Origin of the sequence: Candidatus Palauibacter sp. (assembly GCF_965261555.1) — a bacterium.
Classification (GTDB): Bacteria; Gemmatimonadota; Gemmatimonadetes; order Palauibacterales; family Palauibacteraceae; genus Palauibacter.
In genome coordinates, this window is sequence record NZ_OZ253465.1 from 2,296,299 (window position 1) to 2,322,447 (window position 26,149).

The window sequence follows — 26,149 nt, forward strand, 5'->3', positions numbered from 1 at the left end:
GGCGTATACTCAGGCTATTTTGCAAGGAGTCCGTCGATTCTGTCGGCCTCTCGTAGGCCGAAGGCGATGAGTTTGGCGAGTCCCAGCGCCCGGTCGAACCAACCTACGTGGCCCGCGCGCGCTCCCCTGATCTTGCGTGCCAAATCCTGTTCAACCTCGACCTCCGACACAACGAGAACAGCTGTCAGGGCGGGTGCATACACGAGATTCGAGTGTCTCGACGTCGCCATCGCAGCGTCATCAGTCGGATGGAAGAGCCGGACAGACCAGGGATGATCCGCCTGTATGCGCTCGATCTCCTCCCGCACGCCTGACAGATCCGGAGGGCTGGACTGCTCCGGATGGAACGCTGGACATTCACGGAGTTGTTCGACGTAGTCTCCGAATAGTGCATTCAGTATTTGGCGGTTCACAATGCGCCTCGAATCGGGGGCGATCGGGCGGCCCGTGGTGCGGCTGTTCAGGAAGTCGAAAGCAGGAACCAGGCTGGCCAGCCGGGCCTTCACGCGGTCGTAGTTGCGGTCCATTTCACCACAGAGAATCGTCCATGCCAGATCGGTATCGTCGACCTCCTCCAATTCGTTCTCCCAGTGCTCCGCGTACGCACAGAATGCGCACTCCCAGCCCTGCAACGGCAGTTGCCACCACGCGAACGGGAACGTCTCGATCCGCTCCCAGAGAATCGAGAACTCGGCGGGCCCGGCCCGGGCCGCAGCCATCGCGCAGGCAACGGGGTTGCGAGCCATCGCCCGGAGCAGCGGGAACACCGTGGGCGGGAAGGACTCCAGTCCAAGATACCCAAAAGCCAACGGCCAATCCTGGTGGCCCGGATCGGTGGCCAAGCGGCGAACGACAGACCGGAACGGATGGTCTCCGAATGCCTGATTCTCCGCGAATGCCACCGCGTAGGCCTCGGCTACGGTCGTCGCTTCCCTCGGTAGAGGCGACGCAATTCCCTCAACCGGCGAGGGGACATACAGAGGCAGCGGACTGACGCGTTGCTGATCGCCTTGGCGGCCACAAATCAAATAGGGACCCGCCGGCAGCGGGTCCGCCGGTAGTCTCCAGACACCCTCTGACGAGGGCTGCAGATGGATGGCGTCTTCGTCAGGCTCAAGAAGGGTGATCAGTTCCACGGTTAGCGAAGTCAGGTCGTCGTTGGAGGCCTGCTCCTGGCTGCTCGCGTCGAGCATCACGAGCGGTCCGGACCCCTTCTCCACGTACCGAAACGCGAGGTCGAAGCGGGCGACAAGAACATCGGCGTCAGGAAGCGTGTCGCCCGATTCTCGATCTGCGATACGGAGTCTGATCGAGGAATTGAGATGGTCTGAAAACTCCAGCCGTTCGGTAACCTCCTCACTCACCTGCCCGAGGTCGAGCAGATGATGTCCGTAGCTCACCGACGGAATCTCGCGGACAAAGACATCGGGACGTTCGGCCGGACTGCCCCGCCCAGTGGTAGAGCCACGACCCTCGGCCCAAAGAACGTATTCCGCGCGACCGGGGGCGATGACCTCCGCGCGGACCCCCGCCATAGATCCCTCCGCGATGCGAGCGCCATGTGGCAGGCGGCGGCCATCAGCCGCAATGAACGCCGCACGGCGGGCGGGAAATGGCAAGGTCGGCATCATTCTGCCGCCGTCGGGCCAGTCCACCACAACAGGTACTTCTCGAGGTGGGTCCCCGGAGGCGCGCAACTGCAAGCGGAACCCGTCGGGGTCGGGCGACCCCGCCGCGTGAAGCTCGGGCGCGTCTCGGACGACCGCCACGATATTGCCGAACCGGGGGAACCGGATCTCGCCGTAGGTGGGGTCGGGCGAGGGGCGAATCTCGATGTTCGCTTCGGTCGGCAAGATACAGATCGATATCGAATGGCGAACGATGTTGTTCGTTATGTACCGTAGCCGACCCTCACCAACGATCGCCCCCGACGCCACCTCCGCGCAGGAGTAGGCGACCCAGCGTCCATCAGGGACGCTCGACCGCCATTCGAGGTGCCGCTCCGGCACTCGCTCCACGAATTCTCCTTCTCGGCGCTTGTAAACTGCAGGCCCGCCGAGGAAGACGGTTACCGCGTCGCCAAACCGTTGCGTGGGGCCAGTCAAGAGATACTCGATATCGTCGGTGTCGACCGCTGCGCTGGTCTCCACGATCACGCGTGAGCCGTCTGCCTCCGTGAGGGTTGCCTTCCCCTGTACTCGGTAGACACAGCGTGAGCCCACGTTGCGAACGGAGCCGACAGGTTGCACCGATCCCTCTTCGCTCGTGATCGACGCTCCCGCCTCTACTGCCAGGAGAGCCCAAGGTGCCCTGACTCGCACGGTCCCTTGACCGACCAGACGGCAAGTTGAACGCGGCGGGTCGGCCGGATCCAATGGTTCAAATACCCAAGCGAGCTGCCCCAATGCAGCCGCACCGGGGAACCGATCCGTCGGGTACTCGGGATCATACGTACGTGCGATGAGTGTGCGGGGACCCGTCAGATCCTCGGCCTGAAGCGCGTGAGCAGCCGGAAGTGGCTCGATCCCAAAAACGTCTTCGCCTTCGAGCCGGGCTTCCGTCACAAGCGCCAAGGCGCGGAACGCCCGCCTTTCCGTTCGCACGCCCAGGTGCAAGCGCGACGGCACCGCGTCGGGTGATTCGAAGCCGAAGAGAACCTGGAGGGCCTCGCGGCTGATGGTCGCTGGTATGTCGAAAGACCCACGTAATTCCCAGTCGCCATCGGCAACAGGTGCAAGATACAGGTTCCATCGAACGCGGCTGCGTGCGCGGCGGGCGACTTCGATGGCTTCGACGAGCAAACCGTTGAGAAGAACGGTTGCCACGTCATCACTGACTCTGAGCGGAAGTTCGTCGCGCCAGCCCGGTCGCTTGCCGTCCAGCTCCTGGACGGGCGCATCACCGTCAGAGAGTTCCGCCTGCAGCCGCCAGATGGTCTGAATCAGTTCACCCGCCAACTCATAAACGATGTCTCGGCGCCACGCCTCTGGGAGCAGACGCCGGGGCCCCGAGGCCAGGTCGCGCGGCGGAATGTCCGTCGCACCGAGGAGACGGAACTCCTCCAGCACGGCCTTCAGGTAGAGGCGCAGATGTGTGTCTTCTCGCAGGATGAGCTTCAACGGCAGCCCACCTTCGCACATGATGGTCAGCAAGAAGCCTTTGGCCGGACCGAATCTGTAAATCGTGCGGCGCCACCCGCGGAGTCCGCGAGTGACAACATCTTTGAGCACATGGTACTGACCGCCTGACGGGGCGAATTCGGACGTTCTGAGCGCCTCAAGGAGCGGTTCCCATTTCCACGGTCCGCCATCGTAGTTTCGATGCCACCACTCCGAGGCCCACAGACAGAAGGCCCGCGCAGCGTCCATCGAGATGGGACCCTGTCCGAACGACTTCTGACGGAGTTCCCAATCGAGCACGCGCCCCAGGTCGGCGAACTCCTCCGCGTTGATCCGGTATCGGTACAGAGGCCGTCCGTCTGGTCCGCGAAGGTCGCGTGCGGCGAAGAAGTCCTTGAGGAAGGTCTTGGCTGTCTTCATGTGTTCAGGCGGTGCAATCCGTGTGTCCGGTGATCGTCGATCCGTCCGTTCTAGTCTTGCACGCCTGTGGGCAGTCTGCCCTGAGCACGAAGGAACGTCACGCAGAACTGTGCCAGTTCGTCAACGGTGAGGTAACTCTTGCACATGTTCGTCCGCTGGCCGCAAATGGCAAAGTCCGCTTTGCCCCTCGACGGGTCGATATGGTCGACCGTGGGCCGCATGGCGAACCTGCGCCGATCTTTCGCGTCGTACGTAACGGCCAAGAGCGACCAGTCCAACTCCTCACCGGTGTAAAAGTCGCACCCGCCCGACTCCAGTACTGCGTCATGGATATCACTGATGTAGCCGGAAACGCTAGTGTCGCGGAATCCTCGCTTCCGGTCCCGTATTACATGTGATTTGGCCTTGCCTTCGAGCCATCGGTTGTAGTCGTCATAGGATATGACGCCTCCGAGGAACGTTGGCAGCAGTTGTTTGGCCATCATCCATCTCCTCGTCAGAGCCGAACGAATCGGGAGGGTCGAAGACGCCGGAGTCGACGGCAACGGACACAACGACTTGACGTTCGTCAAGGGTGGCAACGCTCGAAATCCGGCCGGTCAAGGGAGACGAGGACGCCGATGTCGACGTGGTATGCTGCCAGCGTCGTGCGCTACACGCCGAGGACGCGGCCACCCTCGACCAGGCCTTCCCAGAAGGCGAGATGCGCCTGATGTCCGCGCCCCGTCACGTCCGGGCGTCCGACGGGCTGGTCGGCGACCGGGATGTGGTTCTCCAACGTGGTCCGGATGTGGTCGCGGCTCACGACGATCAGGCCGGATCGGTGGCGGGAGATCATCACGCAGAGGCGGCCCGTCTCGAGGTCGAACGAGGAAGGCGCCGTGACGCCGGAAAGCGGGTGCACGACGATCATGAGCTTGCGCTCCAGACCCTGCCACCGCTCCGGCGTGTCGATGACCACTTCGGCCCGCAGCTCGGGCGGGAGCGCCTGCTGGATGGCGTTGTTCACCACCCGATGCGTCGCCGCCACCCCGATCTCGCCCGGACGAAGTTCTCGCTCCGCACCATCGTCGCCGGCGACGGCGCGGGCACTTCGCTCCAGCACGCGCGCGACCGTCTCGGCGGTCAGGACGGCGATCTCCTCATCGAGTTCCAGCGGGGGGCCGTTCGCCGGCGTCGGCATCGTGACGGCCAACATGGAACCGGAGACGAAGAGATTGAGGGCGGGGTCCAGGCGCGAATGCCAGCCTCCGGCGGGCGGGACCCGAACGTACCGCTCGCCCGGCTCGGCCCACGAGGCGAACTCGAAGTCGTAGAACGGGCGCACGAGTTCGACGGAGTCGTGCGGGAGCCGCCGGCACGCGGGCAACTCGAGTTCCAGCCGCAGGATCCGCGGGTCGCCGAGGATCACCTCGGGCGCCGGATGATGCGGCGCGCGGGGCGACGTTTCCCACCGCTGCGCCGGAATCGGAACGACCGGTGGAATCTGCCCCGGGTCTCCGATGAGGACGAAGCACGGCGCCACCTTGGCGCAGAGCATGAAATCGGCCCACGCCATCTGCCACGCCTCGTCGACGAACAGGACGTGATACGAGCGTACGAGTTCCGTCAGCGTCCACTTCGCGACCGTCGCGACGACGACGCACGGCCCCCGGGGCAGGCGGTGCTTGTTGCTCGTCCACGACACGTTCTCGCCGAGATCCACGCGGCTTCGGCCGCCGGCCGCGAAACGCGTGACGTGGACGTCGGGATACTGGTCGTTCAGCCGGCGGCAGATGTCGTCCGCCTGACTGTTGGTCTGCGCGCCCACGGCGACGCGCCGCCGGTTCCCGATCGCGTGCGCCACGCCGCGCAGCAGGAGGAACGTCTTCCCGGATCCGGGTGGCGCCTTCACCACGACGAGCCCCTCCCTCTCATCGATGGCGCCCTTGAGACGCGTCTCGACGAGCGCGGACTTCTCCGAGATCCTCGCCTTATTCATCCGTGCGCGCGTGCGTGAGCCAACTGCCGGGCTCCTCGTTCGACCAGATGAGGTTGCTCTTCCGCCGGCTGAGGTGGTGGTCCGAACTCTCGACGAACCCGATCTCGCTCCCGACCGACGGCGTCGATTGCTGCTGCAGTTCAACCTCGAACGTGCGGCGGCCATCGGACTCGGCCCGCACCGCGAGGATGGTACCTCGGGACTCGGGCGAGCCGATCACGCACACCCAGCTTCCCTCCCTGAGCCGGAGCGGTCCCGGGTCGGCGTTCTCGATGGTCAGCACGGAACGGATCCAACGCCCGACGGGGCGCGGCCGGATGCCGGCGATCGTCCCGCGAAACCCGTCGCCGCGCGCGATGGCCTCGTCCTGAAGCTCCTCGTCGTCGTGCAGCAGGAGGGATTCGAAGAGGGAGGCCGAGGCGAGGTGCTCCATGTAGCGGGCCCCCGCCGCTGCCGGGTCCAGGTCCGTCTCCGGCGACGGTGTGAAGGGCGGGCCATCGTCTCCGTCGACGTGTAGGAGTTCGCGACGCGTGTGCCCGTGCCACTGTTCCGTCAACGCTGAATCGACGAGCCGGGCCACGCCCCGATTCGTGTGCCGCGCATCGGCGCGCAGGTGAGATATGGCCTGCGCCGTGAGCCGGTATCGGCGTCCGAGTTCCTCCTCCAGGACACGGGTGATCGCGGACGCGTTCGCCCGCTCGCGAGGTGCGTCTCCCTCGTTCCGGGCGTCATGCCAGTCGTCGAGCGGATCTTCGATGCGGGTTCGCTCCAGAACGGGGTCCAGCGTCGTGGAAACGGCCAGCGCCTCCGCCTCGCCGGCCGCCGCGAGGCGCTCGCCAGGCGCCAACTCCGGATCGAGCCACGCGAGGAGGAAGCCCAGGTGTTCGAGTCTCGTGGACTGCGCCGGAAAGGTGTACGAGGTGCGAAGCGCCCCCGTGGCCGTGATCACATGCTGCTGCCCCGGTCTCTGGGCCTCCCGGAAGAGCCACCCGGCGGCCCGCCCGAGCGGGTTCAGGGTTGCCTCGGCGTCTGCTCCCCAGCGCGTGAACGTGTAGGCGAAGGCCAGGTGATGGAGCATGTCCGCGTGACTTCCGTTCGGCAGCCACACCTGCCGGAGCGGCCCAAGCTCCTCCTCTTCCACTGGAGGGAGGCCCACGAAACCGGGCGTCCGGAGGTGCCGCAGAAGCGCCGGCGCGAAGGTGGAACACATGCGGGCCACCAGGTCGCGGTTCCGGCCCTCCGGGACGGCGAGAATCTCGGGGTCTTCACCGGGGTGTCCGAAGGCGATGCCCCACGGACGCGACTCTCCCCCCATGCGCACGAAGGCGAGGATCAGGAGATCTTCATCCGAGGCGATGTGCATCTGCCGGGTCGCGCCGCGGGGGAGGGGCCCGCCCTCCGCGTGCGCGATGAGCCGCCGGATGATGTCGCGCTCCCTCATGATGGGCGTGCCGTGGATCCCGCTCGACGAAGCCTGTACAGCAGGTCCCTCTCGCCGGCCGTGCGCGGATCCCCGCCGTTCAGGAGCGCGACGGCACGGCCGAGGTCGACTTCACCGAGAAACCGGCGCACCTCGTCGCCGAGCACGGCGGGGTTTCCGGCCTCCAGCGCGGAGGCATGGCACTGGCTCGCCCGGTCGCAGAACCTGAGACAGGCCTCCGAATACTCCGTCTCCGCCCGCGCCACCGCGTCGATGGGGTCGTCTCCCGGCGACTCGAACGGCGGCAGCCCGCGAGCCGCCGCCTCGAGGAGTTCGAATCCCCGCCGGGCTCTCGCCGCTTGGTAGCGGAGGTCCTCACCCGCGCGCACCGACGGGAAGTTGGAACCCGGCCGCGTCAGTACGAGGAACCCCTTCCGCCGCAGCCTGAGGCCGTCCCCGCACCCCAACTCGGCCAGGAGCAACTCCAGCGCGTGGAGGTAGATCCCCGCCTGCGCGCGGGCGCCCGCCAGTTGGTGCGGGTCGGTGTGTCCCCCGCGATCCGGGTACGTCTTGATCTCGCCAACCGTGAGTTCGGGCCGCCCCCGGTCGTAGCGAACGGCGAGCACATCCAGGATGAGCACGGCCTCGGGCAACATGACGCCCTTCGGGATCCGAACGGTCGGACTCGCGATGATCGCGGGACGCGGCCCGGAGCCGGTATCCGTCCGGGCGGCCAACGTCCTGACGAGCCCCTTCGTCGCCTCAATGGCAGCCACAAGAGAGGGAAGCGGCCCGCCGTTCATCCGGACGCGCAGGTCGGCGAGTCCCTTCGCTCCTTCAGGGAGCACGTCCGTCCGAATCAGTTCATCGAGAAGCCGTGCGCCTTCGTCGCGGAGGATCTGCCGCTCGAAGTTGTTCCCCCGAGTGAGCGCGAACACGGACTGACCGAAACTGGGGCGGCTTCCGAGACGCCGAGCCACATCTGCCATGCGGACGTTGTGCACGGCCGAGAGGGTATTGGCCTGGCACGCGGCGTTTCTCGCCCACTGTTCAAAGCGGGCCCGAGTGTTCCCCTGAGCTGTCCCCGAACCGTTGCCCAAACGACCTCCCTGCAAACCGTCACGTGGGGCCACGCCGGGAGACCGCCGCGTCAACCGGGTGAGGTCACGGTCTCCGCAGAGTGTGCCCCACCGATACTAACGCCCCATTCCGCTTATCCCGCGTCGGCTTCCGGCCAGGGGATGACGATCGACGACCTGACACCCTCGTAAACGCGCGAAGCGCTGAGGGCAATATACTTCGTCCAGAGGCGCCAGATCGCCTGCCACTGCTCATCCGTTGCTGCCATCTTCTTGACCGGCAAGCCCATTTCACGGACATCATCCGCCGATACGATTGCGGCATGATCCGTAGGTTCGTCCACCAGTCTGGCGCATACCCGCTCCGCGAGCGCTGCCACTGCGTTCGCGTCCTCGTTAGCGACCGACAGAGCTTCCTTGATCAGTTCTCCGCTTCGACTGATCTCATCGTAAGCCGTCTGAAGCAACGGAGCACTGACCCCCGCCAATAGCGAAACGTGGAGAGGATACGTCTCGGGCCTTGCCGCGATACGCTCCTCGGCATACTCGACGGCTCGGATGAGCGTTTTGCCTGCGATCAGCCGATGGGGGTGTTGTGGATCGGGAAACTGCGGATCCACCGGCCCCAGATCGCTCGTCGGACCCATGACGATGTGGTGCGCACCGAGCGCAAACAGCGTTCCCGCGCTCTTTGCTTGATCCGGAACGATCACCGTGAGTTCGGTGCACCTCGACTGTGCTTGACGCGCGAGACGAAGAGCGGAGTTCCCATCGCCTCCCATTGTGTGAAGAATGATATGCAACTCCTGGGAAGCGTCTGCGTCGGTCAGTGTCTCCTCGAGAAATGGAATGCTATCGGCTTGAAGGAAAAAGTCTGAAAGGATAATTAAACTGCATTCGTACTGTGCTTGATATTGGCTGATGAGCGCTTGCCGCTCATAGCGATTGGAATTGTACGCCTCGTACAGGGGGGTTCTTCTCTCGGAAGTCATGTCTTCGGGAAGTTCCATGTTTGTTTTGTGGTTTCCTCGTGCTCTTCTGTAGCTTCTCGCCGATCTCGCGAGCCTCCCTGGCCCGTTCGATCTTCTCGTACCAATTCGGATCGTATGACGGGCGGCGCCCGCCAGCGTCGGGCGGTGGCCCCAAAACCGAACCAGTATCTCCTTGCATCGTAACCTCCGCTTCCTGAGCAGCCCCGAGCCGCAGCGTCCGCGACACGTTGAGCTAACGACAAACTAACTCTGGTGAGGCATCCGAAGATAGCACGGAGGCTCAACGGGGGCTCAACGGAGGGGAAGAGACCTTGACCGGGAGCCGGAAGCCGCAGGAAGCTATCACGACCATGCGGACATCTTCAATCGCCCGTCTCGAAGCTGCCGCCTTTCTCCTGCTGTGCGGCGTGGTCGCCTGCGGCGAGGGCGGTTCCGGCATCCCCCTCGTCGTCGAGCGCGACAGCGCGGGCGTCCGGATCGTCGAGGCGCTACGACCGCTCTGGGGCGATTCCAGCCTCTGGCGCATCGACCCGGATCCCGTCGTCGACCTCACGCTTTCGGGCACCGGCCCGGCCCACGAGTTCTACGGGGCCGGCAGCATGAAGCAGCGCCCGGATGGCTCGCTCATGATTGCCGACGGGGGCTCGCGGGAAGTGCGCGTGTTCTCGGCGGCCGGCGAGTTCCAGGCTTCCTTCGGCGGCGAGGGAGACGGTCCCGGAGAGTTCAGACGTCTCCGCGGAATCGAGAATGCCGGCGACACGCTGCTGGCCTTCGGCGACCGCCGCGTCACCGTGATCGCTCCCGACCTGTCGGTGGTCCGGACCTTCGGCGTCGATCGCTTCACCACCGACCTGCACTACCTGGATGGCGGTGCGGTCCTTCCGGAGTTGAACAGACCGGTATTGCCGCAGGATGGCCTCACCGGGCTGGTTTGGCGCCCGGAGCCTCTCGTCCTCTTCGACCTGCGGGGGACGCTGATCGACAGCATCGGCGAGACGCGGGGACACGAGGTGTATGTCTCCCGCGCGGACGAATACCGGACGATCTCGCCCCTCTTCGGCAGGGCATCCCGGATCGCGGTTCTCGGACGGCGCATCCTTCGGGGTTCATCCGAGACGATGCAGGCGGAGGAACTGGACATGTCCGGAAATCTCGTACGCATCCTGCGGATCCCCGACTACCCGCTGGACCTGAGCGACGCTGCGATCGCCGCGGAGCGCGCTGCCATTCTCGACGGCGTCCCGCCCGGAAACTTCTTCAGGGGGGTGTTGGAAGAAGCGCCCACCTCCCGGACCCGGCCCGCCTTCGCCGACATCCTCGTCGATCCTTCCGGGGCGGTCTGGTTCGAACTCTACCGGGGAGAAAGCGAGCAGGACGAGCCGCAGGAGTGGCTGGTGCTCGATGCCGGCGGGACCTGGCTCGGAACCGTGCGGATTCCGGACCGTTTCGCCGTGTCGGACATCACCATGGACGCGGTACTCGGCGTCCGGCGGGACGAACTGGATCTCGCCCATCCCCAGGTGCTACGCCTGACGCGCAACTGAGACGTTCTACGGCATCAGCGCCGCCACCGCGCGCGTCAAGAATCCGCGTCGAGTTCATTGGCGAGACCTTCGAGGGCCTCCCTCGCGGGGACGCCGGGTTCGCCCGCCCTGTAGGCTCGGAGCGCCTCGCGCCACAGGTGGCCACGCTCGACCGAATGGACCAGGAAGTCGTAGCGCTCCGGGCTCATCACGACCATCGCGGCTTCTCCGTTTTGCGTGATGGTCTCGACCCGTCCCTCCCGGATCCGCTCAAGATGTTCGCCCGTGTGCTGCCGGAAATGACTCAACGCGTATGTGTCCTGGGTGCGGTGCATGGCCCCTCCATAAGGTATTCTTCATGGATTGCTCTGCGGGAGGGCCCCTCTCAGCGCTGCGGTCGGTATTCCACCAGAGCGGATCGGCCGACGACATCCCTGATGCGAGCCACCACCTCCCGTCCGTTGGCGTCCGTCAGGCGGATATCTTCGTCGAAGCGGAAGTGGACGGGCTGCGGACTGCCTTCGTCGATGGAGATGTTGGAGGCGTACAGGTAGGTGCGGTCGTGAGAGTCGCGAATCGGATTCAACGTTCCCGCGAGTCCGGGCACCCGGCCCGTCGACTCCGCGAGGATGACCGCGCCGCCGTTCTGAAGGGGGGCCAGTTCCACGGCGAGCGCCCCTCTTGCCGGCGTCCAGTCGCGCTCGACGTGGCCAGCGTGACCGGGCGCGGCCACGAATACCGTCATCGGCAGATCGACGGTGTACAGGTCGACGTGCGCCTCGCCGCTCGCGTCCGTCTCCGCTCGTTTCCATGTCGTGTTCGGGAAGAGAACGAGGACGTCGGCGCCGGGCAGGAGGCGGTCCCCGACCCGTACCGTGACGGCCACGCGCGCGGGACTCGGTTCGGCGGGTGCCGAGGGCATGATCACGACGACGTCGGCCTCTCCGACGACTCTGTACTCCGCCTCCCTGCCGCTCGCGCCGAGGGTCTCCCGCAGGATCACCGGCACGCCGTCGCCCCGGCGCTCCATGAAGTGGCGGCGGTCGCCCCGGCCATCGATGTCGCCGACGGGGATGCGGCCGAGTATGGATGCGATGACCTCGTTCCGCGTGGCCTGCCGGTCGGCGATGTTGTCCACCGTGAGGCCGTTGGGGAAGGTGCCCGGCGACTGCACCGCCAGCCGGTCGGCGAACAGGGAGAGCCGGATGCGGCTGCCTCGCATGGAGTAGTCCCGATGAGCCACCGCGTTGACGACGGCCTCGAAGATGGCCCTGGGGCTGTACTGCGGCAGGTCGAGGCGCGCCGGGTCCTTGTGGGCGCCGACGCGCATGTTCCGCACGGCGAACGCCACCGCCTCGCGGATCTGGCGGTGCAGGGGACCGCCGATCACCTGGGCGTCGACCTGGCCGGAGGCGCGGTCCCGGCCCCGATACCGGGTCGCCGTGATGCAGGCGTTCGGGATCCACTCCTGCGGATCCGGACAGCAGAGCAGGACACCGGCCACCGTGGCGTGCCGCGTCCCGTTCGCGCCCTCCGCGAGGAGTCCCATCTTCGTAAGTCCGACGCGGGGGTTGGCCCTGCCGGCGACGCCGAGGAGCGGCTCCCACAGCGCCGGGTCGAGCGTCTTGAGGCCCGTTCCGGGCACCGGCTGCTCGTCGAACCGAAGAAAACGGGCATAGTCCGTCGGCACATCGACCAGCAGGAAGGCTTTGCCGTCGATTTCTCGCCGCACGACCCCGACCCCGATCTGCTTGAACTCCCACGCGCTGTCCTCGCCCAGCCGTAGCTGGCGGCGGATCTCGTCGTCGCGGGCAGTCACGACTGGCCTCCCTCCTGGATCATGTTGGCCCCTACCGGCGTCCGTTGACCGAGCCCGTCCCTCGCGGCTGGAACTCGCGCTTTGCTCATCCTGATCTTAACCGTCGGTAGACTTCCCGGCAGGAGAAACCGTGGATGCCATCCCGCGCCCTACGGCATCATCGCGGCCACGGCCCGCATGCGCTCCGCCAGGTTGCGGACGGCGCCGATGTAGACGCGCTCCCACCCGGGCAGGTCGGCGCGGTCGTCCGTCTCGATCTCGTAGCGGAGGCCCGGCAGCATCCACGAGGCGTAGCCGCTGAACGGGTCCGGCGAGACGTAGATCGAGCGGCTCCACGGCCGGCCCTGGAGTCCCCGGTCGTTCAGCCAGGCCTTCTCGAGTCCGATCAGCGCCCGGTTCACCGCCTCGGCCTCCGCCGCGTCCACCTCCCCGGAGCCGAGCCAGCGCTCGCGCGCCGCCACCAGGACCGCGGCGGCCTCGTCCAGCTCACTCGTGCTCTCGACGAGCCGCGACAGATCGACCTTCAGGCCGCGCTGGGCCGCGACCTCGTACAGCGTCTCGACGTGGGTGCGCGTGTCGGTCGCGTAGCGGACCACGTCGTAGGGGAGCACGTCGGCGTTGGCGAAGCGGAGCGCGAGGATCCCGTCGGCCCGGGCGATCATCGGCCCGTGGGCGAAGGTCGTGTCTCCGAAGCGCTCGTACCACGCGAAGTTGTCGTAGTTGGAGTGGTAGACGCCGCCGGGGTTGCCGGACGAGAGCGAGCCCGACGGCACCCCCGCGTGGGTGTAGAAGCCGACGTGGTCGGAGCCGCCGCCGAGGTTGCCGAGGGCCGGTTCCGTCGCCTCCCCGCCCGTGCGCTCCAGCCACCAGTCGTACACCGATTCGTCGCTGCCGGGGTAGGTCACCGCCTTCGTGGCCTCGATGATCTGCCCCTTGAGCGACGGCGAGGAGGAGCTGCCGAAGTTGGCGCCCGACACCGCGGCGTCGGCGTTGATGTAGGCGATCGCGTTCGCCTCCAGCGCCTCGCGGAACTCCTCGACCCACTCGGTCGACCCGATGATGCCGTACTCCTCCGCGTCCCAGTGCGCGATCATGATCGAGCGGCGCGGCCGGCACGCCTCGTCCCGCGACAGCTCGCCCAGCGCCTCGGCCAGCGTCAGCAGCATCGCGGTGCCGCCGTTCGGGTCGATGGCGCCGAAGCCCCAGGGGTCGTAGTGCGCGCCCAGGATGAACCACTCGTCCGGGAACTCGCTCCCCCGCACGGTGCCCACGACGTTGGTCGCGCGGGTGAGCTTCATGGGCTGGTTCACGCGCACCCGCACCGTGAGCTCGGGGCCGCCCGTGATGCGGTAGTCCACCTCCATCCCCGCCGCCCACCCGGGCGGGACCTCGCGGCCGGTCATGCGGGACAGGATCTCGGTGGCGGCCTCGTAGCCGATGGGCAGGACGGGGATGTTGTGCAGCGGCACCTCGGAGGGGTCGAGGCGCTCCACCTGCCGGCCGCCGTTCCGGTCGTCGCCGGGCGCGGCGTCCACGGGCAGCGCGGGTTCGAACGGCGTGAGCGGGTCGCCGGTCCAGGGGAGCGTGAGGACAGAGCCGCGCTGGATCGTCTCCCCGTTCATCATCGGGCCTTCGGGGTAGGCGGCGAGTCCCGAGAACCCGGGATCGTTGAACATGACGACGCCCACCGCCCCCCGCTCCTCGGCGAACAGCACCTTGTAGCCGCGGAAGTTCCCCCCGTAGCGGGCGATCACGACCTTGCCGGCCAGGGACACGCCCATCTCGTCCAGCGCGAGATAGTCCTCGCGGCGGCCGTAGTTGGCGTAGACGACCTCGCCGGTGACGTCGCCCGAGCCCGAGAAGGCGTTCCACCCGTTGAGCAGGTCGGGGTGGCCGGAGAAGCGGTCCTCGGCGAGCGCGGGCTCGCGGTTGGAGAGCTGCATCGCGACCGGCGTCACGATGTGCACCTCGACGTCGTCGGTCAGCTCCGGCAGGTAGACGTCGTAGGGGTGGCGCGTGACCGCCAGCCCCGCCTCCTCCATGGCCCCGGCGATGTAGTCGCCGACCCGCACCTGGGCCTCCGACCCCGCCGGATGCGGGTTCTCCGTGACCGTGCGCAGGTGCTCGCGGAACGACTCGGAGCGGGGCAGATCCAGGAACCGGGCCTCGCACGCGAGCTGCGTGACGGCGCGCGCTGCGGTGAAACCGGTCAGCCCGGCCTCCTGGACGGCCGCGGCCTCCTGGGCGTGCGCCGGAGCGGGACCGGTGCGGGCCACAACCACGACGGCGAGCAGGGGAGCGACGGCGAAGAGCAGCGGCGCAGCCGCGCGAACGGGGACGGGGGACGCTGGCATCTTGCGGATCTCCTGACGAAAGATGCGATCTCAGGGAACGAAGCGGGCGCCTGACGTGAGCGCCGCACTTCGTAGCGCGTCAATAGCTCCCGCCGAGTTCATCGTCAAGCGTTTTGTGTGCCGAGGGCCTCCCGCCCGAACCGCTCCGCGGCCTCCTAGCACCTCCCCGTTGCTTGCTATGAACAACCAGGCGTCCCAGGCTTGGATTTCAACCGTATCGCTTGTTGAACCAATTGGGGAACGTGATGAACAAGAAGCCAACCCGACGGGCAGCCGACGTTGCACCATCCCGGGAAGACGACCCATCGGCTCGGGTTGATCCTGCCAAGGAAGGCAGTTCCCCTGAATCCGCAGCGCGTCCCATCACGCCGACTTCCAAGAGAATCATCAAGGAAATCTCGGTCCGACGGCGAAAGGCGATGGAGGTGCTGGCGAATCGGTAGACGGCATTACCGAATCTACAGCTGGTCAAGGGCCTTCCTCCCGAACCGCTCCGTGGCCTCCAGCGTCTCTCTCACGTCGTCCCAGGTCGTGTTGTAGTTCACGATGCACAGCCTGAGCGCGAACTTCCCGGACACCTCGGCCGAGGAAACGAACGCGCGGTCCTCCCAGAACAGGCGGGCGAGCACCTCGCGGTTCAGTTCGTCGAGGGTGTCTTCGGCGATCTCCCCGCCGTTCTCCCCGCCGGCCGGATTCACCCTGAAGCACACGATGCTCAGCGTCGCCGGGCTCAGGCACTCGAGCACCGGGCTCGCGTCGATGTAGGCCTCCGCGCGGGCCGCGGAGTCCAGCCCGTTCGCGATGCTCTCGCGGAACGCGGCCATCCCGAACGTCTGCACGGACATCCAGATCTTGAGCGCGCGGGCGGATCGGCTCATCTGCAGTCCCCGGTCCGTCAGGTTCGGGTGGCCCGCGCCCCACAGGGAGTCCTGGAGGAAGGTGGGCCGGATCTCGAACGGTTTTTCGAGCGTCGCCACGTCCCGCACCAGCAGGCAGCCGACTTCGTACGGCTGGAAGAACCACTTGTGCGCGTCGAGCCCGACCGAGTCCGCGCGCTCGATGCCGCGCAGGAGCTTCTTCCCGCGTTCGGTCACGGCGGCGAACCCTCCGTAGGCGGCGTCCACATGGAACCAGATCCCCTCCGCCGCGCAGAAATCGGCCAGCTCCGGCAACGGGTCGATCGCGCCGGTCGCGGTGGCGCCGGCGTTCGCACACACGGCGATGGGGTTCAGCCCGGCGGCGCGGTCCTCCGCCACCATGCGCGCGAGCGCGGCGAGGTCGATGCGGGAGCGGTCGTCGCTCGGCACGATGCGGGCGCGATCCGGGTGGATGCCGGAGATCTTCGCGGCCCTGTACTGTGCGGGGTGGGTCTGGTCGCTCATGTACACGGCGGCGCGCTCCGGGTAGCCCGCGGCCTCCCGTGCCGCGACAAGCGCGTCCACACTTGCGGCGGACCCTCCGCTCGTGAGCACGCCGCCCGCCGTCTCCGGCATGCCGAGCCAGCGCCGGAACCACTCGATGACGACGCATTCGAGCTGGCTGGGCCCGCTCGCCACCAGCCAGTTGCACGCGTTGACGTTGTAGCCGGCCGCCAGGAAGTCCGCGACGACCCCGGGCCAGGTGGGAGAGGACGGGACGAAGCCGAAGCTGCGGGGATGATCGAGGCGCAGGGTCAGCGACAGCACGTCGCGGACGGCCCGCTCCATGACCTCGGTCGCCGGATGGCCCTCCTCCGGCGGATCCTCCATGAGCTGCGCTTCAAGTACCTCGCGGAACTCCCCGTCCCAGGCGTCCTCCCCGGCCAGCTCCTCCCGGCGCCGCACGAGGATCTCGGCCGCCTCCCGGGCCAGCTCGAGCATGGCTTCGTGCGGCATCTCAAGGCTGTTGGCGACCGTGGGATCGGAGGTCGCGTCCGCCGCTGTGTCCTGTCTCATCACCGTCCGTCGAGGAACCCATCGCGAGAATCTTCCGCCGCCCCTTTTGGGTGGGTGGTCCCCAACGGAACCTGCCGGTGCGCCCCCGGCAACCCTCGACGGGATCAGTGCGTCGCGGGATACGGATTTAGAATCCGGTCGAGATCTCGCGCGCCGTGTACTACGCGAAGAATCGTGACAGGGACGCTGTCCCACTCGTAGAGCACGAGCCAGTCGAAAACGCGCCACCACCGGACTCGCTCGCCGGTGATGTCAATGCGTTTCGATCCGGAGTTCGGCATCTCCGCCAAGTGCTCGAAGGCATCCACGAATCGCTCGTGAACATCCAGCGCGCGATCAACGCCGGATTGCTCCGCCACGAAGAGGAGGATCTCCTCGAGTTCTGCCTCAGCGGTTTGGCTGAGCCGGTAACCGGCCGACACTCAGCCCTGTTCCTCGATTCGCTCTCTCAACCGCTGCATGGCTGCGGGCCCGTCCGTCACTCGGTCGTTTTCGACCTCGCGGATGGCGGTGTCGGCAAGTTGACGGAAGTGCGCTCTGACGCGGTCCAGGAGCGCGTGCGGAACCCGCTCCTTCTCCTCTTCCGTGAGCCCTTGGTAGAGCCACTTCTCCAGGAGCCTTCGCTGTTCCTTTTCCTCCAGCAGGCGCAACCCGTGACGCACGACTTCGCTCGCGGTGCGGTAGTGTCCGCGCGAGACCAGCCGCTCGATGAACGCGTCCTGTCGCGGTGGAAGCGAAACGTTTCGCGTCTGCCTGATAGCCATGCTGCAAGGTCGCACGTCCGGCAGTGTGTAGCAAGATTTGCCACACAGCAGCACATGAGTCACGCCTTGTCCGTTGGTGCCCAGGTGCCTATCGTCACGCAATATAACTTTTCTGTATTGGTGGGAACGATGTCTCCACAAGCGATGCTGAGCAGCCTCGAGCACCTGGTGGTCGCGGCGGCCCTTCGGCTGCCGGATGCCTACGGCGCCGCGATCGTGACCGAGATCGAGTCGCAGACCAGTCGGATTGTGCCGGCGGGTTCTCTCTACGTCACCCTCGATCGGCTGCAGCGCCGGGGTCTCGTGACGACATACGCCGGCGAGCCCGTGCCCGGCCGTGGCGGGCGGCCCAAGCGAATCGTCGAAGTCACGGCGGAGGGCAGGGCCGCCATGGCGCGCTACCGCGAGGCATGCCTCCGCATGTGGAGCGGGATCGAGGGCGATCTGGGCGATGCGGTGGGTGCCCGATGATCATCGTGGAGCGACTGCTGGAGTCCTTTCTCCCGCCGGGCCTGACCCGCGACGGCCTGATCGGCGACCTCACGGAGCTGCGGACCGCGCGAGCAGCGCGTAGCGGTCCGGTGCGCGCCGCGTTTTGGTATCTCGGACAACTCCTGTGGGCAGTCGTCCGGTATGCGCCGACCACAACCAGGGCCGTCTTCGTTCGTCTTCGAACTCGAGTTGAACCCACCCGCTTGGCCGCACGTCTGGTGCAGGGAGGCATCACGATGATGAGATACGAGAACAGCAGGATTCGGTCGTCGGTACGGCGCGGAAGCGGGTTGGCTCTGCTCTGGGTCGGCCTGGCCGCACTGGTGTACGTTCCCACGGCGCCAGCCGGTGTGACGACGTCTGCCGTCGCCGCGTTGGGCTTCCTGAGTTTCGCGGGCGGTCTCTCGCTTTTGCGAAGGCCGTCAAGCAGGAGATCCTGGATGAGCTGCGGGCCTTCCGCCGGGGCCAATGAATCCCGCGGTCCTCGGGAGCCGACTCGTACCATCGCTGCTGGTCCGCGACCTCGAGGCCACGTTTGCCTTCTACCGCCGCCTCGGGTTCTCCCGGACCGGCGTGTTTCCGGACGAAGATTCGCCATTCTGGGGGGAGGTCGCGCGCGACGGCATCGCGCTCCAGTTCTACACCGACCCGCCGCGGGGTACGCCCTCCAAGCCGGTGTTCAGCGGCGTCCTCTACCTCTACCCGAACGACGTGCGCGCCTTGGCCGATGAACTCAGGGACGTCGTGCCGTTTGCGTGGGGTCCCGAGGTCATGGAGTACGGCATGAGGGAATTCGCGATTCAGGACCCGGACGGATACTACCTCGCCTTCACCGAGCCGGCCTGACAGCTTCCTTCCTTCCGAAACTCAGGGGACGCCCATGACGCACGTCGACAACCGCTGCCGTATCGCCGCCCTGGCCGGTCTTCTTCTCGGCTTGGGCTGCCTCTGCGTCGTGCCGACCGCCATCACCGGTCAGGCCCCCACCGGTCCCGGCCGGATCTCCGTCTCCGTCGGGGTCGCTGCCGTCCTCCCGGCCGACGTCCGCTTCGTCGACGGCGAGGACGCGGGCGAGGCGGCGCTCTACGGTGACGACCAGTCCGACGCCGGTACGCTCGCGGCCGGGCTGGAGTACGGCCTCGCGGCGGGCTACCGGTTCGGGGCGTTTCGCGCCCAGGTGGAACTGACGGTCACGGGCCGGCTCGCGTACGAGGGCCAGTCGAACTACGTGGCCGGCGGGCCGGTGCAGCGGACCGAGGCACGCATGAACGCCCGCCGACTGCTGCTGTCGGGGTTCCGGGAGTTCGGGGCGCTAGGCGGAGGGCGCCTGTGGGTGGGCGGGGGAGTGGGCGCGAACCGCTACCGCCTCACCGACTACATCCAGCGATTCCCCAACCCCGACGATCCCTCCGGCCGTCTCCGCAGGGGACCCGCCGGCGAGGTGCCCCAAACGTCGCTTCCCGCGAACACGGGCTACGGTTTCGCATGGATGCTCGCCGCCGGCCTGACCGTCCCCCTGCGCGCCGACGTGCTGCTGGACTTCGGATACCGCTACACGGACGCCGGACGCATCGGCACCGCCACCGGTGACATCGAGGTGGTCCGCTACGATGAGGACGGCGGCCGCCAACTCCGGCGGATCCCGATCAACCCGACCGTCGCCGATCTCCGCCTCCACTCCCTCACCGCGACGCTCCGCTGGCTCCCCTGACGCGACGGATGAACGAGACGCTCAGGGACGAACTCCTGGAAATGGCCCGGCGGGACCTGCAGGTGCGCGCCGAACTCGTGGATTCGGGCGAACTCTTCGGCGCCGGCTACGAGCCGCGGATGGCCCGCGTCCACGAACGGAACGCGCGGCGGCTTCGCCGGATCATCGAGTTGATCGGATGGCCGGGAACGGACCTCGTCGGCCCGGACGGGGCGGAAGCCGCCTGGTTGATCCTGCAGCATGCGATCGCCGAGCCCGACCTGCAGCGGCATGCGCTGCCCCTCCTCCAGACCGCCGCCCGCGACGGGACGGCGTCTCCTCGCCAAGCGGCGATGCTGGAGGACCGGATCCGATTCTTCGAGGGCCGGCCGCAGCGCTACGGAACGCAGTTCGACTGGGACGCCGAGGGGAATCTCTCCCCGGGCGACGTGGAAGATCCGGAGCGGCTCGACGAGCGCCGACACGCCATCGGACTCCCGCCGCTGGCGGAGCAGATGGAGGAGGTGCGCACCCGGGCGACCTCCGAGGGGGACCGCCCCCCGGCAGACTACGAGGCGTACGCCAGGGCCTGCGATGAATGGGCCACAAGCGTCGGCTGGCGCACCGACTGATCCGAATCGGCCCTGGACTGAACCGCGGTCCCCCGCAAGCCCGCTCTCGGGCGATCGGTGCTACGCCAGGGCCGAAACCGCGATCCAGAGCCCCAGGGCGGCGAGAATCGAGGCGGTGGCGCGATCGATGACGAGTTGCGCCCCCATGTACCGCTCCGCGACCGCAGGCGTGCTCATGCAGAAGGCAAGCGTCACGTAGAACACGATCTCGACGAGCAGGTGGTTGGCGACGATCACGAGACCGTTGGCCGGGCTCAGTCCGGCGGGAAAGATCGCGATGATCACGGCGGCCGCGAAGAGCACCGACTTGGGATTCGACAGGTTGACGAGGATCCCCCGGAGGAAAGCGTACCGGTTGGGGGCTGCGCGGGCACGCGGGGGCTTCGCGGCGCTCGTCCACATCCGGTAGGCGAGGTAAACCAGGTAGAGCGCCCCCGCGGTTCTCATGGACCCGTACAGCCACGGCAGCCGTTCGAATACCAACCCCAGCCCGCCCGCGGCCAGCAGCGTCCACGTGGCGGCCATCGAACCGAGACCGGCCCCGACGGCGATTCCGGCCGCACGTCCGGAGCGGAGTGAGGTCTGGACGGCCACCACCAGGGCGGGCCCCGGGCTCGCGATCGCGAACAACAGCGCGATGTTGAACGCGAAAAGTTGTCCCAGCGTCATGCGCCCCAAGATCGCACATCCGTCGCGTTGACGCGCAACCCGGCACGCCCGACCGTTCTCCAGGCACGCTTCGTACACAGGTGGTGGACCGTCGCTCAACGGGAACGGGTATGGCAAGGAAGACGGGCAAACCGAAGCCGAAGGAGATCGAGTCGATCCTCCGGTGGGCCGAGGAGGCCATCGCCGAAAGGAGGGAAGCGCGCATCTGGGCGCTCCGCCGAAGAGACGCGAGGGAGTGGAGGAGGTGGTCGAATCCGTCGGGCGGGCGGCCCGCGACGCCCTGGACCACGCGCGGCGAGCGAAGGAAGCGGTGACCCGGGCGCGCCGCCGCTAGCCCGCGGCCGCTAACCGACCGGAGGATTCATGCTGATCGGGCGCAGGGCCCTCAGCGCCTCCAGGCCTTCGCGTGACCTGCTATGCCGACTGTCGCTGCGTTTCGCCCAGGTCGCGGCCGAGCGGCGTGAGCTTGTAGATCCGGTCGTTTCCGCGCGAGCGGCGCGCCATGCCGGCCGCGATCAGAGAACGGAGCGCGCGCTCCGCACGTGCCCGACGGCACTTGAGCAGTCGGCAGACGGTCGTGACGCCGAACGGCTCGCCGTCGGAGAACTCGAACAGGATCCGCTTCGCGTCCTCGGTCATGTATCAGCGGCCTGGGGGGAGGGTCGGCATCTCGGGCTTGCTTTCACGCCGCTGCCGCGCCAAGAGGGTCGCTCATTGCCTGGTATGGCGACCATTCCGCGATTTATCGGCTGAGTCGCATGAGATTACCGTGGCCCCCGGACGCCTGCAAGGACGAGCGGAACCCCGTGCAGCCGGCGCTGCGGCGCGGCCCCGACGACCGAACGCCGAAGAACTTGCGCGCCGTCTTTTGTCGTGTGACAAATTGGGTATATCTTCGTGACAAGTGGGCGACACAGGAGGGGCCGCCGCATCGGGGGGCGTGCTCCCCGGGGCTTACGGGTTCGGACAGGAGCGAGACGAGTGACGAGCGATTCCAGCGAATTGCAGAGAGAGATCGAGGCGCTCCGGGAGCGCGTGTCCAGGCTGAGCGCGGCCGTGCTGCGCGCGAATGCGAGCCTGGACCTCGACACCGTGCTGCAGGAGGTCGTCGACAGCGCGCGCGCGCTCACCGGGGCGCGCTTCGGCGTGATCGTCACCGTCGACGGGGCCGGAGAAACCGAGGAGTTCGTCACCTCCGGCCTGACTGCGGGCGAGCAGGACGAACTGGTCGCCTGGCCCGAGGGCCCGCGACTCTTCGAGCACTTCAGGCGTCTTGGCGAGCCGATTCGCGTGGGGGACCTGCCCGACTATGTCCGCGCGCTGGGCTTCTCCCCGGATCTGATGCGGTCCAGGACGATGCAGGGGGCGCCGCTGCTGCACCGCGGCGTCAACGTCGGCAACTTCTTTCTCGCCGAGAAGGAGGGCGGCCGGGAGTTCACGGAAGCTGACGAGGAAGTCCTGACGCTGTTCGCCGCCCAGGCGGCCACCGCGATCGCCAACGCTCGAGCGCACCGCGAGGAGCGCAGGGCACGGGCGGACCTGGAGACGCTCATCGAGATTTCGCCGGTGGGGGTCGTGGTATTCGACGGCCCAACCGGCGAGCCGGTGTCGTTCAACCGGGAGGCGCGCCGGATCGTCGACGCGCTGAACACGCCGGGGTTCGCTCCGGCGCAACTGCTGGATGCGATCACCTGTCGCCGCGCGGACGGGCGGGAGGCCTCCCTGGCGGAGCTTCCGCTGGCGCAGCTCCTGGGGATCGCGGAGACCGTGCGCGCCGAGGAGATCACGCTCTCGGTCCCCGACGGCCGGAGCGTGACGACCCTGGTCAACTCGACGCCGATCCAGGCGGACGATGGCACGGTCGTGTCCGTCGTCGTCACGATGCAGGACCTGGAGCCGTTGGAGGAACTGGAGCGCATGCGCGCCGAGTTCCTCGGCATCGTGAGTCACGAGTTGCGTACGCCGCTGATCTCGATCAAGGGGTCGACGGCAACCGTCCTGGGCGCCTCGCCGGTGCCGGACCCGGCCGAGATGCTGCAGTTCTTCCGGGTCATCGACGACCAGGCCGACCGCATGCGGGGCCTGATCGCCGAGCTGCTCGACCACGGGCGCATCGTGACGGGCACATTGTCGGTGTCGCCCGAGCCGGCGGACGTCGCGGCCCTCGTGGACCAGGCGCGGAGCACGTTCGTGAGCGGCGCGGGACGGCACGACCTCCACATCGACCTGCCGGCGGATCTCCCGCGGGTTCTGGCCGACCGGGCGCGGATCGTCCAGGTCCTGACCAACCTCCTGTCCAACGCGGCGAGGTATTCTCCCGAATCGTCACCCATCCGGATCGACGCGGTGCGGGAAGGCGTGCACGTGGCGATCTCGGTGAGCGACGAGGGCCGCGGGGTGCCGCCGGACCGGCTGCCGTACCTCTTCCGCAAGCACGTCGCGCTGGCCGGCGGAGACGGGGAGCGAGCCGAGGCGGGGGCCGGACTCGGCCTGACCATCTGCAAGGGGCTGGTGGAGGCGCACGGGGGCCGGATCCGGGCCGAAAGCGAGGGCGAGGGGCACGGCGCGCGGTTCACCTTCACGGTGCCGGTGGCCGAGGAGCCGGAAACCGCCTCCGAGGGTCCCGCGGTGGCCGGCCCGCGCGCGGCTCGGCAAGGGCAGGAGACGACCCGCATCCTGGTGGTGGACGACGACCCTCAGATGCTTCGGTACCTCCGGGACGCGCTCGCCGGTGCGGGCTACGACGCGGTCGTGACCGGGGATCCGGAGGAAGTGGCCGGCCTCGTCGCGACGCACCGGCCCGCGCTGGTCCTGCTGGACCTGCTGCTGCCCGGAACCGACGGCATCGCGTTGATGGAGCGGGTTCCGGAGCTGAGCGACGTGCCCGTCATCCTGATCTCCGCGTACGGGCGGGACGAAACGATCGTAAGGGCGCTGGATGCGGGCGCGGCCGACTACATCGTCAAGCCGTTCTCTCCGTCGGAGTTGACGGCCAGGGTGCGGGCCGCCCTGCGACGGGTGTCCGGGCCCCAGCCCTTTGTCCTGGGGGACCTCACCATCCGCTACGACCAACGCCGGGTCGCCGTCGCGGGCGAGGCCGTGCAGCTGACCCCCACCGAGTATGAGCTGCTGCGCGTGCTGTCGGTCAACGCGGGACGGGTGTTGACACACGAGTCGTTGCTGCGCCAGGCGTGGCGCGGAGGCGATCAACGCTCGCCGGACCCGAAACTCGTGCGGGCCGTCGTAAAGCGGCTGCGTCGCAAGCTGGGAGACGACGCGGCCAGCCCGGCCTACATCCGCAACGAGCGCGGGGTCGGCTACTTCATGCCGAAGGGTTCTTCCTGAAGGCGGTCTGAGAGCCTGCCCGCGACCCTCGGTTCACTCGGAGTCGCGCTCGGGCACGGCGGAGACGCGCAGGGTCAGGATGTCCACGTCGTGGAACTGCTGGTGCCGGACCGAGGAGGCGAGGTGCCTGAGCAGCCGGAGCGAGATCTCCTGCTCCACGTCGGCCTCCCGGGTGTCCGCCTCGAGCCACGCCAGGCGGTCCTGAAGGTTGAGCTGGTCGCTGTCCGCGGCGCCGACCCTGAACTCCAGCACGGCTTCGTCGTCCTCCTCGCTCGCGGTCAGGAGCAGTTCGCGCCTCCCGCCGTCGGGCGTGTCCCCCGCCGTTTCCGCCTCCTCGCGCGACTGCAGGAGCGTGAGCAGCGCCTCCTCGCTCGCGGCCTCGAGCCGGTCCAGGACCGCCGCCAGCCCGTGCCGTGACGAGAACGCCTGGATGAACTCCCGGATCCGGGGCAGTTCGGCCATGTCGAGCGTGCCCCTGAGCCGGCGCTTCCGCCGCGTCGTGAGCCCCGTGAGCAGCAGCGCCACGAGGCCTCCCGTCGTCAGCCCGTTGCTCAGCAGCCCGCCCGCGAACTCCGCGAAATACGCGGGGAAGATGAGGTCGAACTCGAAGGCGAGACCCGTCCAGAACGAGACGCCCGCGATGAGGCCGTTGCGCGGGTTCGAGCCGATGCTCCGCGCGACTTCGCGCATCCCGACGGTGAACAGCGTCGCCATGATCACGGCGATGGAGGCGGCCACGACGGCGTCGGGGATCGCCAGAATGAGGGCGAGCGCCTTGGGGACGAAGGCGAGGACGAAGAAGACGAGTCCGGCCGCGACGCCGACCCGGCGCGCCGCGACGCCCGTGACTTCGATGGCGGCCACGGCGTTCCCGTTGGGCGTGCTCGGCATCGTTCCCGCGAAGCCCGCGAGCAGGTTCCCGGCGCCTTCCGCGGCCACGGTGCGCTGCACGGCGCGAAAGTCGACCGCCCGGGGCCGGCGCCACGACACGCGCTGGGCGGCGACCGCGACGGCGACCGTCTTGGTCGTGCCTACGAGCGCCACGAAGAGGAACGCGGGCAGCAGCGCCCAGAAGGCCGGGCCGAAGCCGATGTCCAGGGCCGGCGGGGCGCCGGCCGGGACGCCGATCCACTCGGCCTCGGCCACGCGGCCGGCGTCGTAGATGCCGAAGGCGGCCCCGACCAGGGAACCGGCGACGATCCCGATGGCCGGCGCCCAGAGGCGCAACGTCCCCTTCGTCCGGAGCGCGACCGCCAGGATGGCGACGATCGTCACCCCGGCGCTCAGCGGTCCGGCCGGCACGGGAGCTCCCGGCGGCAACTCGTTGATCATGCCGAAGAGGATCGGCATCACGGTGACGGGAAGGAGCATGACGACCGTCCCCGTGACGACCGGCGTGAGGACCCGGTGCAGCAGCGAGAGCCGCGCGGAGAACGCCGCCTGGGCGAGCGCCGAGATGACGACCAGGCTCGCGAGCAGCCCCGGTCCCCCCTGGATCAGCGCCTCCGCGCAGACCGCGATGAAGATCGCCGAGCTCACGTGCGGCAGCGCGTATCCCGCCCCGATCCGTCCCGCGCGCATGCCCTGGAGCATCGAGGCCACGCCGCACGTCAGGACGGTGGCGAACACCGCCCACAGCACGAGTTCCTCGGCGCCGCCCGCCTGAAACACGATCGTCGGGATCAGAACGACCCCGTTGATCCCCATCGCGGCGAGCTGCATGCCGAGACCCAGCGCGACCGGCCCCGGAAGCCGGTCCTCGACCTCGTAGCGCAGGTCCTCGTTGGAGCGCCGCCTCAAGGGCTGACCGTCGTCCCCGCTCGTCTCGTGCGCGTGCCGGACTCCCGTGCGTCCATCGTCTCTCCTGGTCGCGAGGCTCCCTTGCCGGTCCGGGCCGCGGCCCGCATGGTGAAGCG

21 protein-coding genes are annotated in these 26,149 nt (G+C 67.9%); 6 read left to right on the top strand and 15 right to left on the bottom strand.

Annotation, left to right across the window (positions count from 1 at the left end; translation table 11 throughout):
• Positions 1 to 14: 14 nt before the first annotated feature.
• The 6 genes from ACQY5G_RS09910 to ACQY5G_RS09935 all read right to left on the bottom strand — a co-directional run bounded on the left by ACQY5G_RS09910 (position 15) and on the right by ACQY5G_RS09935 (position 9,029).
• Positions 15 to 3,539 carry an STY4851/ECs_5259 family protein gene (locus ACQY5G_RS09910; RefSeq protein WP_428273535.1) on the bottom strand — a complete coding sequence of 1,175 codons (3,525 nt, stop codon included), beginning with the start codon at positions 3,537 to 3,539 and terminating at the stop codon, positions 15 to 17.
• 50 nt (positions 3,540 to 3,589) lie between these two features.
• Positions 3,590 to 4,024 carry a hypothetical protein gene (locus ACQY5G_RS09915; protein ID WP_428273537.1) on the bottom strand — a complete coding sequence of 145 codons (435 nt, stop codon included), beginning with the start codon at positions 4,022 to 4,024 and terminating at the stop codon, positions 3,590 to 3,592.
• Between the two features lie 167 nt (positions 4,025 to 4,191).
• Complete coding sequence (locus tag ACQY5G_RS09920; protein ID WP_428273539.1) at positions 4,192 to 5,520, bottom strand: AAA family ATPase; 1,329 nt, start codon at positions 5,518 to 5,520, stop codon at positions 4,192 to 4,194.
• Complete coding sequence (locus tag ACQY5G_RS09925; protein WP_428273541.1) at positions 5,513 to 6,961, bottom strand: hypothetical protein; 1,449 nt, start codon at positions 6,959 to 6,961, stop codon at positions 5,513 to 5,515. Before ACQY5G_RS09925 ends, ACQY5G_RS09920 begins: the two co-directional genes overlap by 8 nt.
• Positions 6,958 to 7,878, bottom strand: coding sequence for a hypothetical protein (locus ACQY5G_RS09930; RefSeq protein ID WP_428273543.1), 921 nt, complete (start codon positions 7,876 to 7,878; stop codon positions 6,958 to 6,960). The genes ACQY5G_RS09925 and ACQY5G_RS09930 overlap by 4 nt, the downstream gene beginning before the upstream one ends.
• 275 nt (positions 7,879 to 8,153) lie before the next feature.
• Complete coding sequence (locus ACQY5G_RS09935; protein ID WP_428273544.1) at positions 8,154 to 9,029, bottom strand: SDH family Clp fold serine proteinase; 876 nt, start codon at positions 9,027 to 9,029, stop codon at positions 8,154 to 8,156.
• A 332-nt stretch (positions 9,030 to 9,361) separates the two neighbouring features.
• Between ACQY5G_RS09935 and ACQY5G_RS09940 the strand changes: the two genes are divergently transcribed.
• Positions 9,362 to 10,555, top strand: a complete 1,194-nt coding sequence (locus ACQY5G_RS09940; RefSeq protein ID WP_428273546.1) for a hypothetical protein — start codon at positions 9,362 to 9,364, stop codon at positions 10,553 to 10,555.
• 35 nt (positions 10,556 to 10,590) lie between these two features.
• Here ACQY5G_RS09940 and ACQY5G_RS09945 read toward each other — a convergent pair whose 3' ends face one another.
• The 6 genes from ACQY5G_RS09945 to ACQY5G_RS09970 all read right to left on the bottom strand — a co-directional run bounded on the left by ACQY5G_RS09945 (position 10,591) and on the right by ACQY5G_RS09970 (position 17,405).
• Positions 10,591 to 10,869, bottom strand: coding sequence for a type II toxin-antitoxin system prevent-host-death family antitoxin (locus tag ACQY5G_RS09945; protein ID WP_428273548.1), 279 nt, complete (start codon positions 10,867 to 10,869; stop codon positions 10,591 to 10,593).
• A gap of 50 nt (positions 10,870 to 10,919) precedes the next feature.
• Positions 10,920 to 12,353 (bottom strand): ATP-binding protein, encoded by a 1,434-nt coding sequence (locus tag ACQY5G_RS09950; RefSeq protein ID WP_428273550.1) that lies wholly within the window; start codon positions 12,351 to 12,353, stop codon positions 10,920 to 10,922.
• Between the two features lie 149 nt (positions 12,354 to 12,502).
• The gene (locus ACQY5G_RS09955) at positions 12,503 to 14,707 is read right to left on the bottom strand and encodes a M28 family peptidase (protein WP_428273552.1); all 2,205 of its coding nucleotides are present in this window, start codon (positions 14,705 to 14,707) and stop codon (positions 12,503 to 12,505) included.
• 458 nt (positions 14,708 to 15,165) lie between these two features.
• Positions 15,166 to 16,641: a pyridoxal phosphate-dependent decarboxylase family protein gene (locus ACQY5G_RS09960; RefSeq protein ID WP_428273554.1), complete on the bottom strand. Its 1,476-nt coding sequence runs from the start codon at positions 16,639 to 16,641 to the stop codon at positions 15,166 to 15,168.
• A 104-nt stretch (positions 16,642 to 16,745) separates the two neighbouring features.
• Positions 16,746 to 17,063, bottom strand: a complete 318-nt coding sequence (locus ACQY5G_RS09965) for a type II toxin-antitoxin system RelE/ParE family toxin (protein WP_428273557.1) — start codon at positions 17,061 to 17,063, stop codon at positions 16,746 to 16,748.
• A complete protein-coding gene (locus tag ACQY5G_RS09970; protein ID WP_428273559.1) occupies positions 17,064 to 17,405 on the bottom strand; it encodes a type II toxin-antitoxin system ParD family antitoxin in 342 nt (113 codons plus the stop codon).
• A gap of 129 nt (positions 17,406 to 17,534) precedes the next feature.
• Here ACQY5G_RS09970 and ACQY5G_RS09975 point away from each other — a divergent pair, with 129 nt between their 5' ends.
• From ACQY5G_RS09975 to ACQY5G_RS09990, 4 genes are all read left to right on the top strand, one after another.
• Positions 17,535 to 17,876 (top strand): PadR family transcriptional regulator, encoded by a 342-nt coding sequence (locus ACQY5G_RS09975; protein ID WP_428273561.1) that lies wholly within the window; start codon positions 17,535 to 17,537, stop codon positions 17,874 to 17,876.
• Positions 17,877 to 18,365: 489 nt separating this feature from the next.
• Positions 18,366 to 18,743 carry a VOC family protein gene (locus tag ACQY5G_RS09980; protein WP_428273563.1) on the top strand — a complete coding sequence of 126 codons (378 nt, stop codon included), beginning with the start codon at positions 18,366 to 18,368 and terminating at the stop codon, positions 18,741 to 18,743.
• 34 nt (positions 18,744 to 18,777) lie between these two features.
• The gene (locus ACQY5G_RS09985; protein ID WP_428273565.1) at positions 18,778 to 19,608 is read left to right on the top strand and encodes a hypothetical protein; all 831 of its coding nucleotides are present in this window, start codon (positions 18,778 to 18,780) and stop codon (positions 19,606 to 19,608) included.
• 8 nt (positions 19,609 to 19,616) lie between these two features.
• Positions 19,617 to 20,219, top strand: a complete 603-nt coding sequence (locus ACQY5G_RS09990) for a DUF6624 domain-containing protein (protein WP_428273566.1) — start codon at positions 19,617 to 19,619, stop codon at positions 20,217 to 20,219.
• A 60-nt stretch (positions 20,220 to 20,279) separates the two neighbouring features.
• Here the strand turns inward: ACQY5G_RS09990 and ACQY5G_RS09995 are convergent, their stop codons facing one another.
• A complete protein-coding gene (locus ACQY5G_RS09995; protein WP_428278679.1) occupies positions 20,280 to 20,888 on the bottom strand; it encodes a LysE family translocator in 609 nt (202 codons plus the stop codon).
• A 414-nt stretch (positions 20,889 to 21,302) separates the two neighbouring features.
• Positions 21,303 to 21,527: a hypothetical protein gene (locus ACQY5G_RS10000; RefSeq protein ID WP_428273568.1), complete on the bottom strand. Its 225-nt coding sequence runs from the start codon at positions 21,525 to 21,527 to the stop codon at positions 21,303 to 21,305.
• A 342-nt stretch (positions 21,528 to 21,869) separates the two neighbouring features.
• On the opposite strand from ACQY5G_RS10000, the gene ACQY5G_RS10005 reads away from it, so the two are divergent.
• Positions 21,870 to 24,233 (top strand): response regulator, encoded by a 2,364-nt coding sequence (locus ACQY5G_RS10005; protein ID WP_428273570.1) that lies wholly within the window; start codon positions 21,870 to 21,872, stop codon positions 24,231 to 24,233.
• Between the two features lie 33 nt (positions 24,234 to 24,266).
• Here the strand turns inward: ACQY5G_RS10005 and ACQY5G_RS10010 are convergent, their stop codons facing one another.
• Positions 24,267 to 26,033 carry a uracil-xanthine permease family protein gene (locus ACQY5G_RS10010; protein ID WP_428273572.1) on the bottom strand — a complete coding sequence of 589 codons (1,767 nt, stop codon included), beginning with the start codon at positions 26,031 to 26,033 and terminating at the stop codon, positions 24,267 to 24,269.
• Positions 26,034 to 26,149: the final 116 nt, after the last annotated feature.

Excerpts from the sequence above, each read along its gene's own strand:
- ACQY5G_RS09995 (WP_428278679.1), bottom strand. The coding sequence starts at position 20,888 with ATGACGCTGGGACAACTTTTCGCGTTCAACATCGCGCTGTTGTTCGCG.
- ACQY5G_RS09990 (WP_428273566.1), top strand. The coding sequence starts at position 19,617 with ATGAACGAGACGCTCAGGGACGAACTCCTGGAAATGGCCCGGCGGGAC.
- ACQY5G_RS09985 (WP_428273565.1), top strand. The coding sequence starts at position 18,778 with ATGACGCACGTCGACAACCGCTGCCGTATCGCCGCCCTGGCCGGTCTT.
- ACQY5G_RS09910 (WP_428273535.1), bottom strand. The coding sequence starts at position 3,539 with ATGAAGACAGCCAAGACCTTCCTCAAGGACTTCTTCGCCGCACGCGAC.
- ACQY5G_RS09980 (WP_428273563.1), top strand. The coding sequence starts at position 18,366 with ATGAATCCCGCGGTCCTCGGGAGCCGACTCGTACCATCGCTGCTGGTC.
- ACQY5G_RS09960 (WP_428273554.1), bottom strand. The coding sequence starts at position 16,641 with ATGAGACAGGACACAGCGGCGGACGCGACCTCCGATCCCACGGTCGCC.
- ACQY5G_RS09940 (WP_428273546.1), top strand. The coding sequence starts at position 9,362 with ATGCGGACATCTTCAATCGCCCGTCTCGAAGCTGCCGCCTTTCTCCTG.
- ACQY5G_RS10000 (WP_428273568.1), bottom strand. The coding sequence starts at position 21,527 with ATGACCGAGGACGCGAAGCGGATCCTGTTCGAGTTCTCCGACGGCGAG.
- ACQY5G_RS09935 (WP_428273544.1), bottom strand. The coding sequence starts at position 9,029 with ATGGAACTTCCCGAAGACATGACTTCCGAGAGAAGAACCCCCCTGTAC.
- ACQY5G_RS09920 (WP_428273539.1), bottom strand. The coding sequence starts at position 5,520 with ATGAATAAGGCGAGGATCTCGGAGAAGTCCGCGCTCGTCGAGACGCGT.
- ACQY5G_RS09955 (WP_428273552.1), bottom strand. The coding sequence starts at position 14,707 with ATGCCAGCGTCCCCCGTCCCCGTTCGCGCGGCTGCGCCGCTGCTCTTC.
- ACQY5G_RS09925 (WP_428273541.1), bottom strand. The coding sequence starts at position 6,961 with ATGAGGGAGCGCGACATCATCCGGCGGCTCATCGCGCACGCGGAGGGC.
- ACQY5G_RS09915 (WP_428273537.1), bottom strand. The coding sequence starts at position 4,024 with ATGATGGCCAAACAACTGCTGCCAACGTTCCTCGGAGGCGTCATATCC.
- ACQY5G_RS09945 (WP_428273548.1), bottom strand. The coding sequence starts at position 10,869 with ATGCACCGCACCCAGGACACATACGCGTTGAGTCATTTCCGGCAGCAC.
- ACQY5G_RS09970 (WP_428273559.1), bottom strand. The coding sequence starts at position 17,405 with ATGGCTATCAGGCAGACGCGAAACGTTTCGCTTCCACCGCGACAGGAC.
- ACQY5G_RS09975 (WP_428273561.1), top strand. The coding sequence starts at position 17,535 with ATGTCTCCACAAGCGATGCTGAGCAGCCTCGAGCACCTGGTGGTCGCG.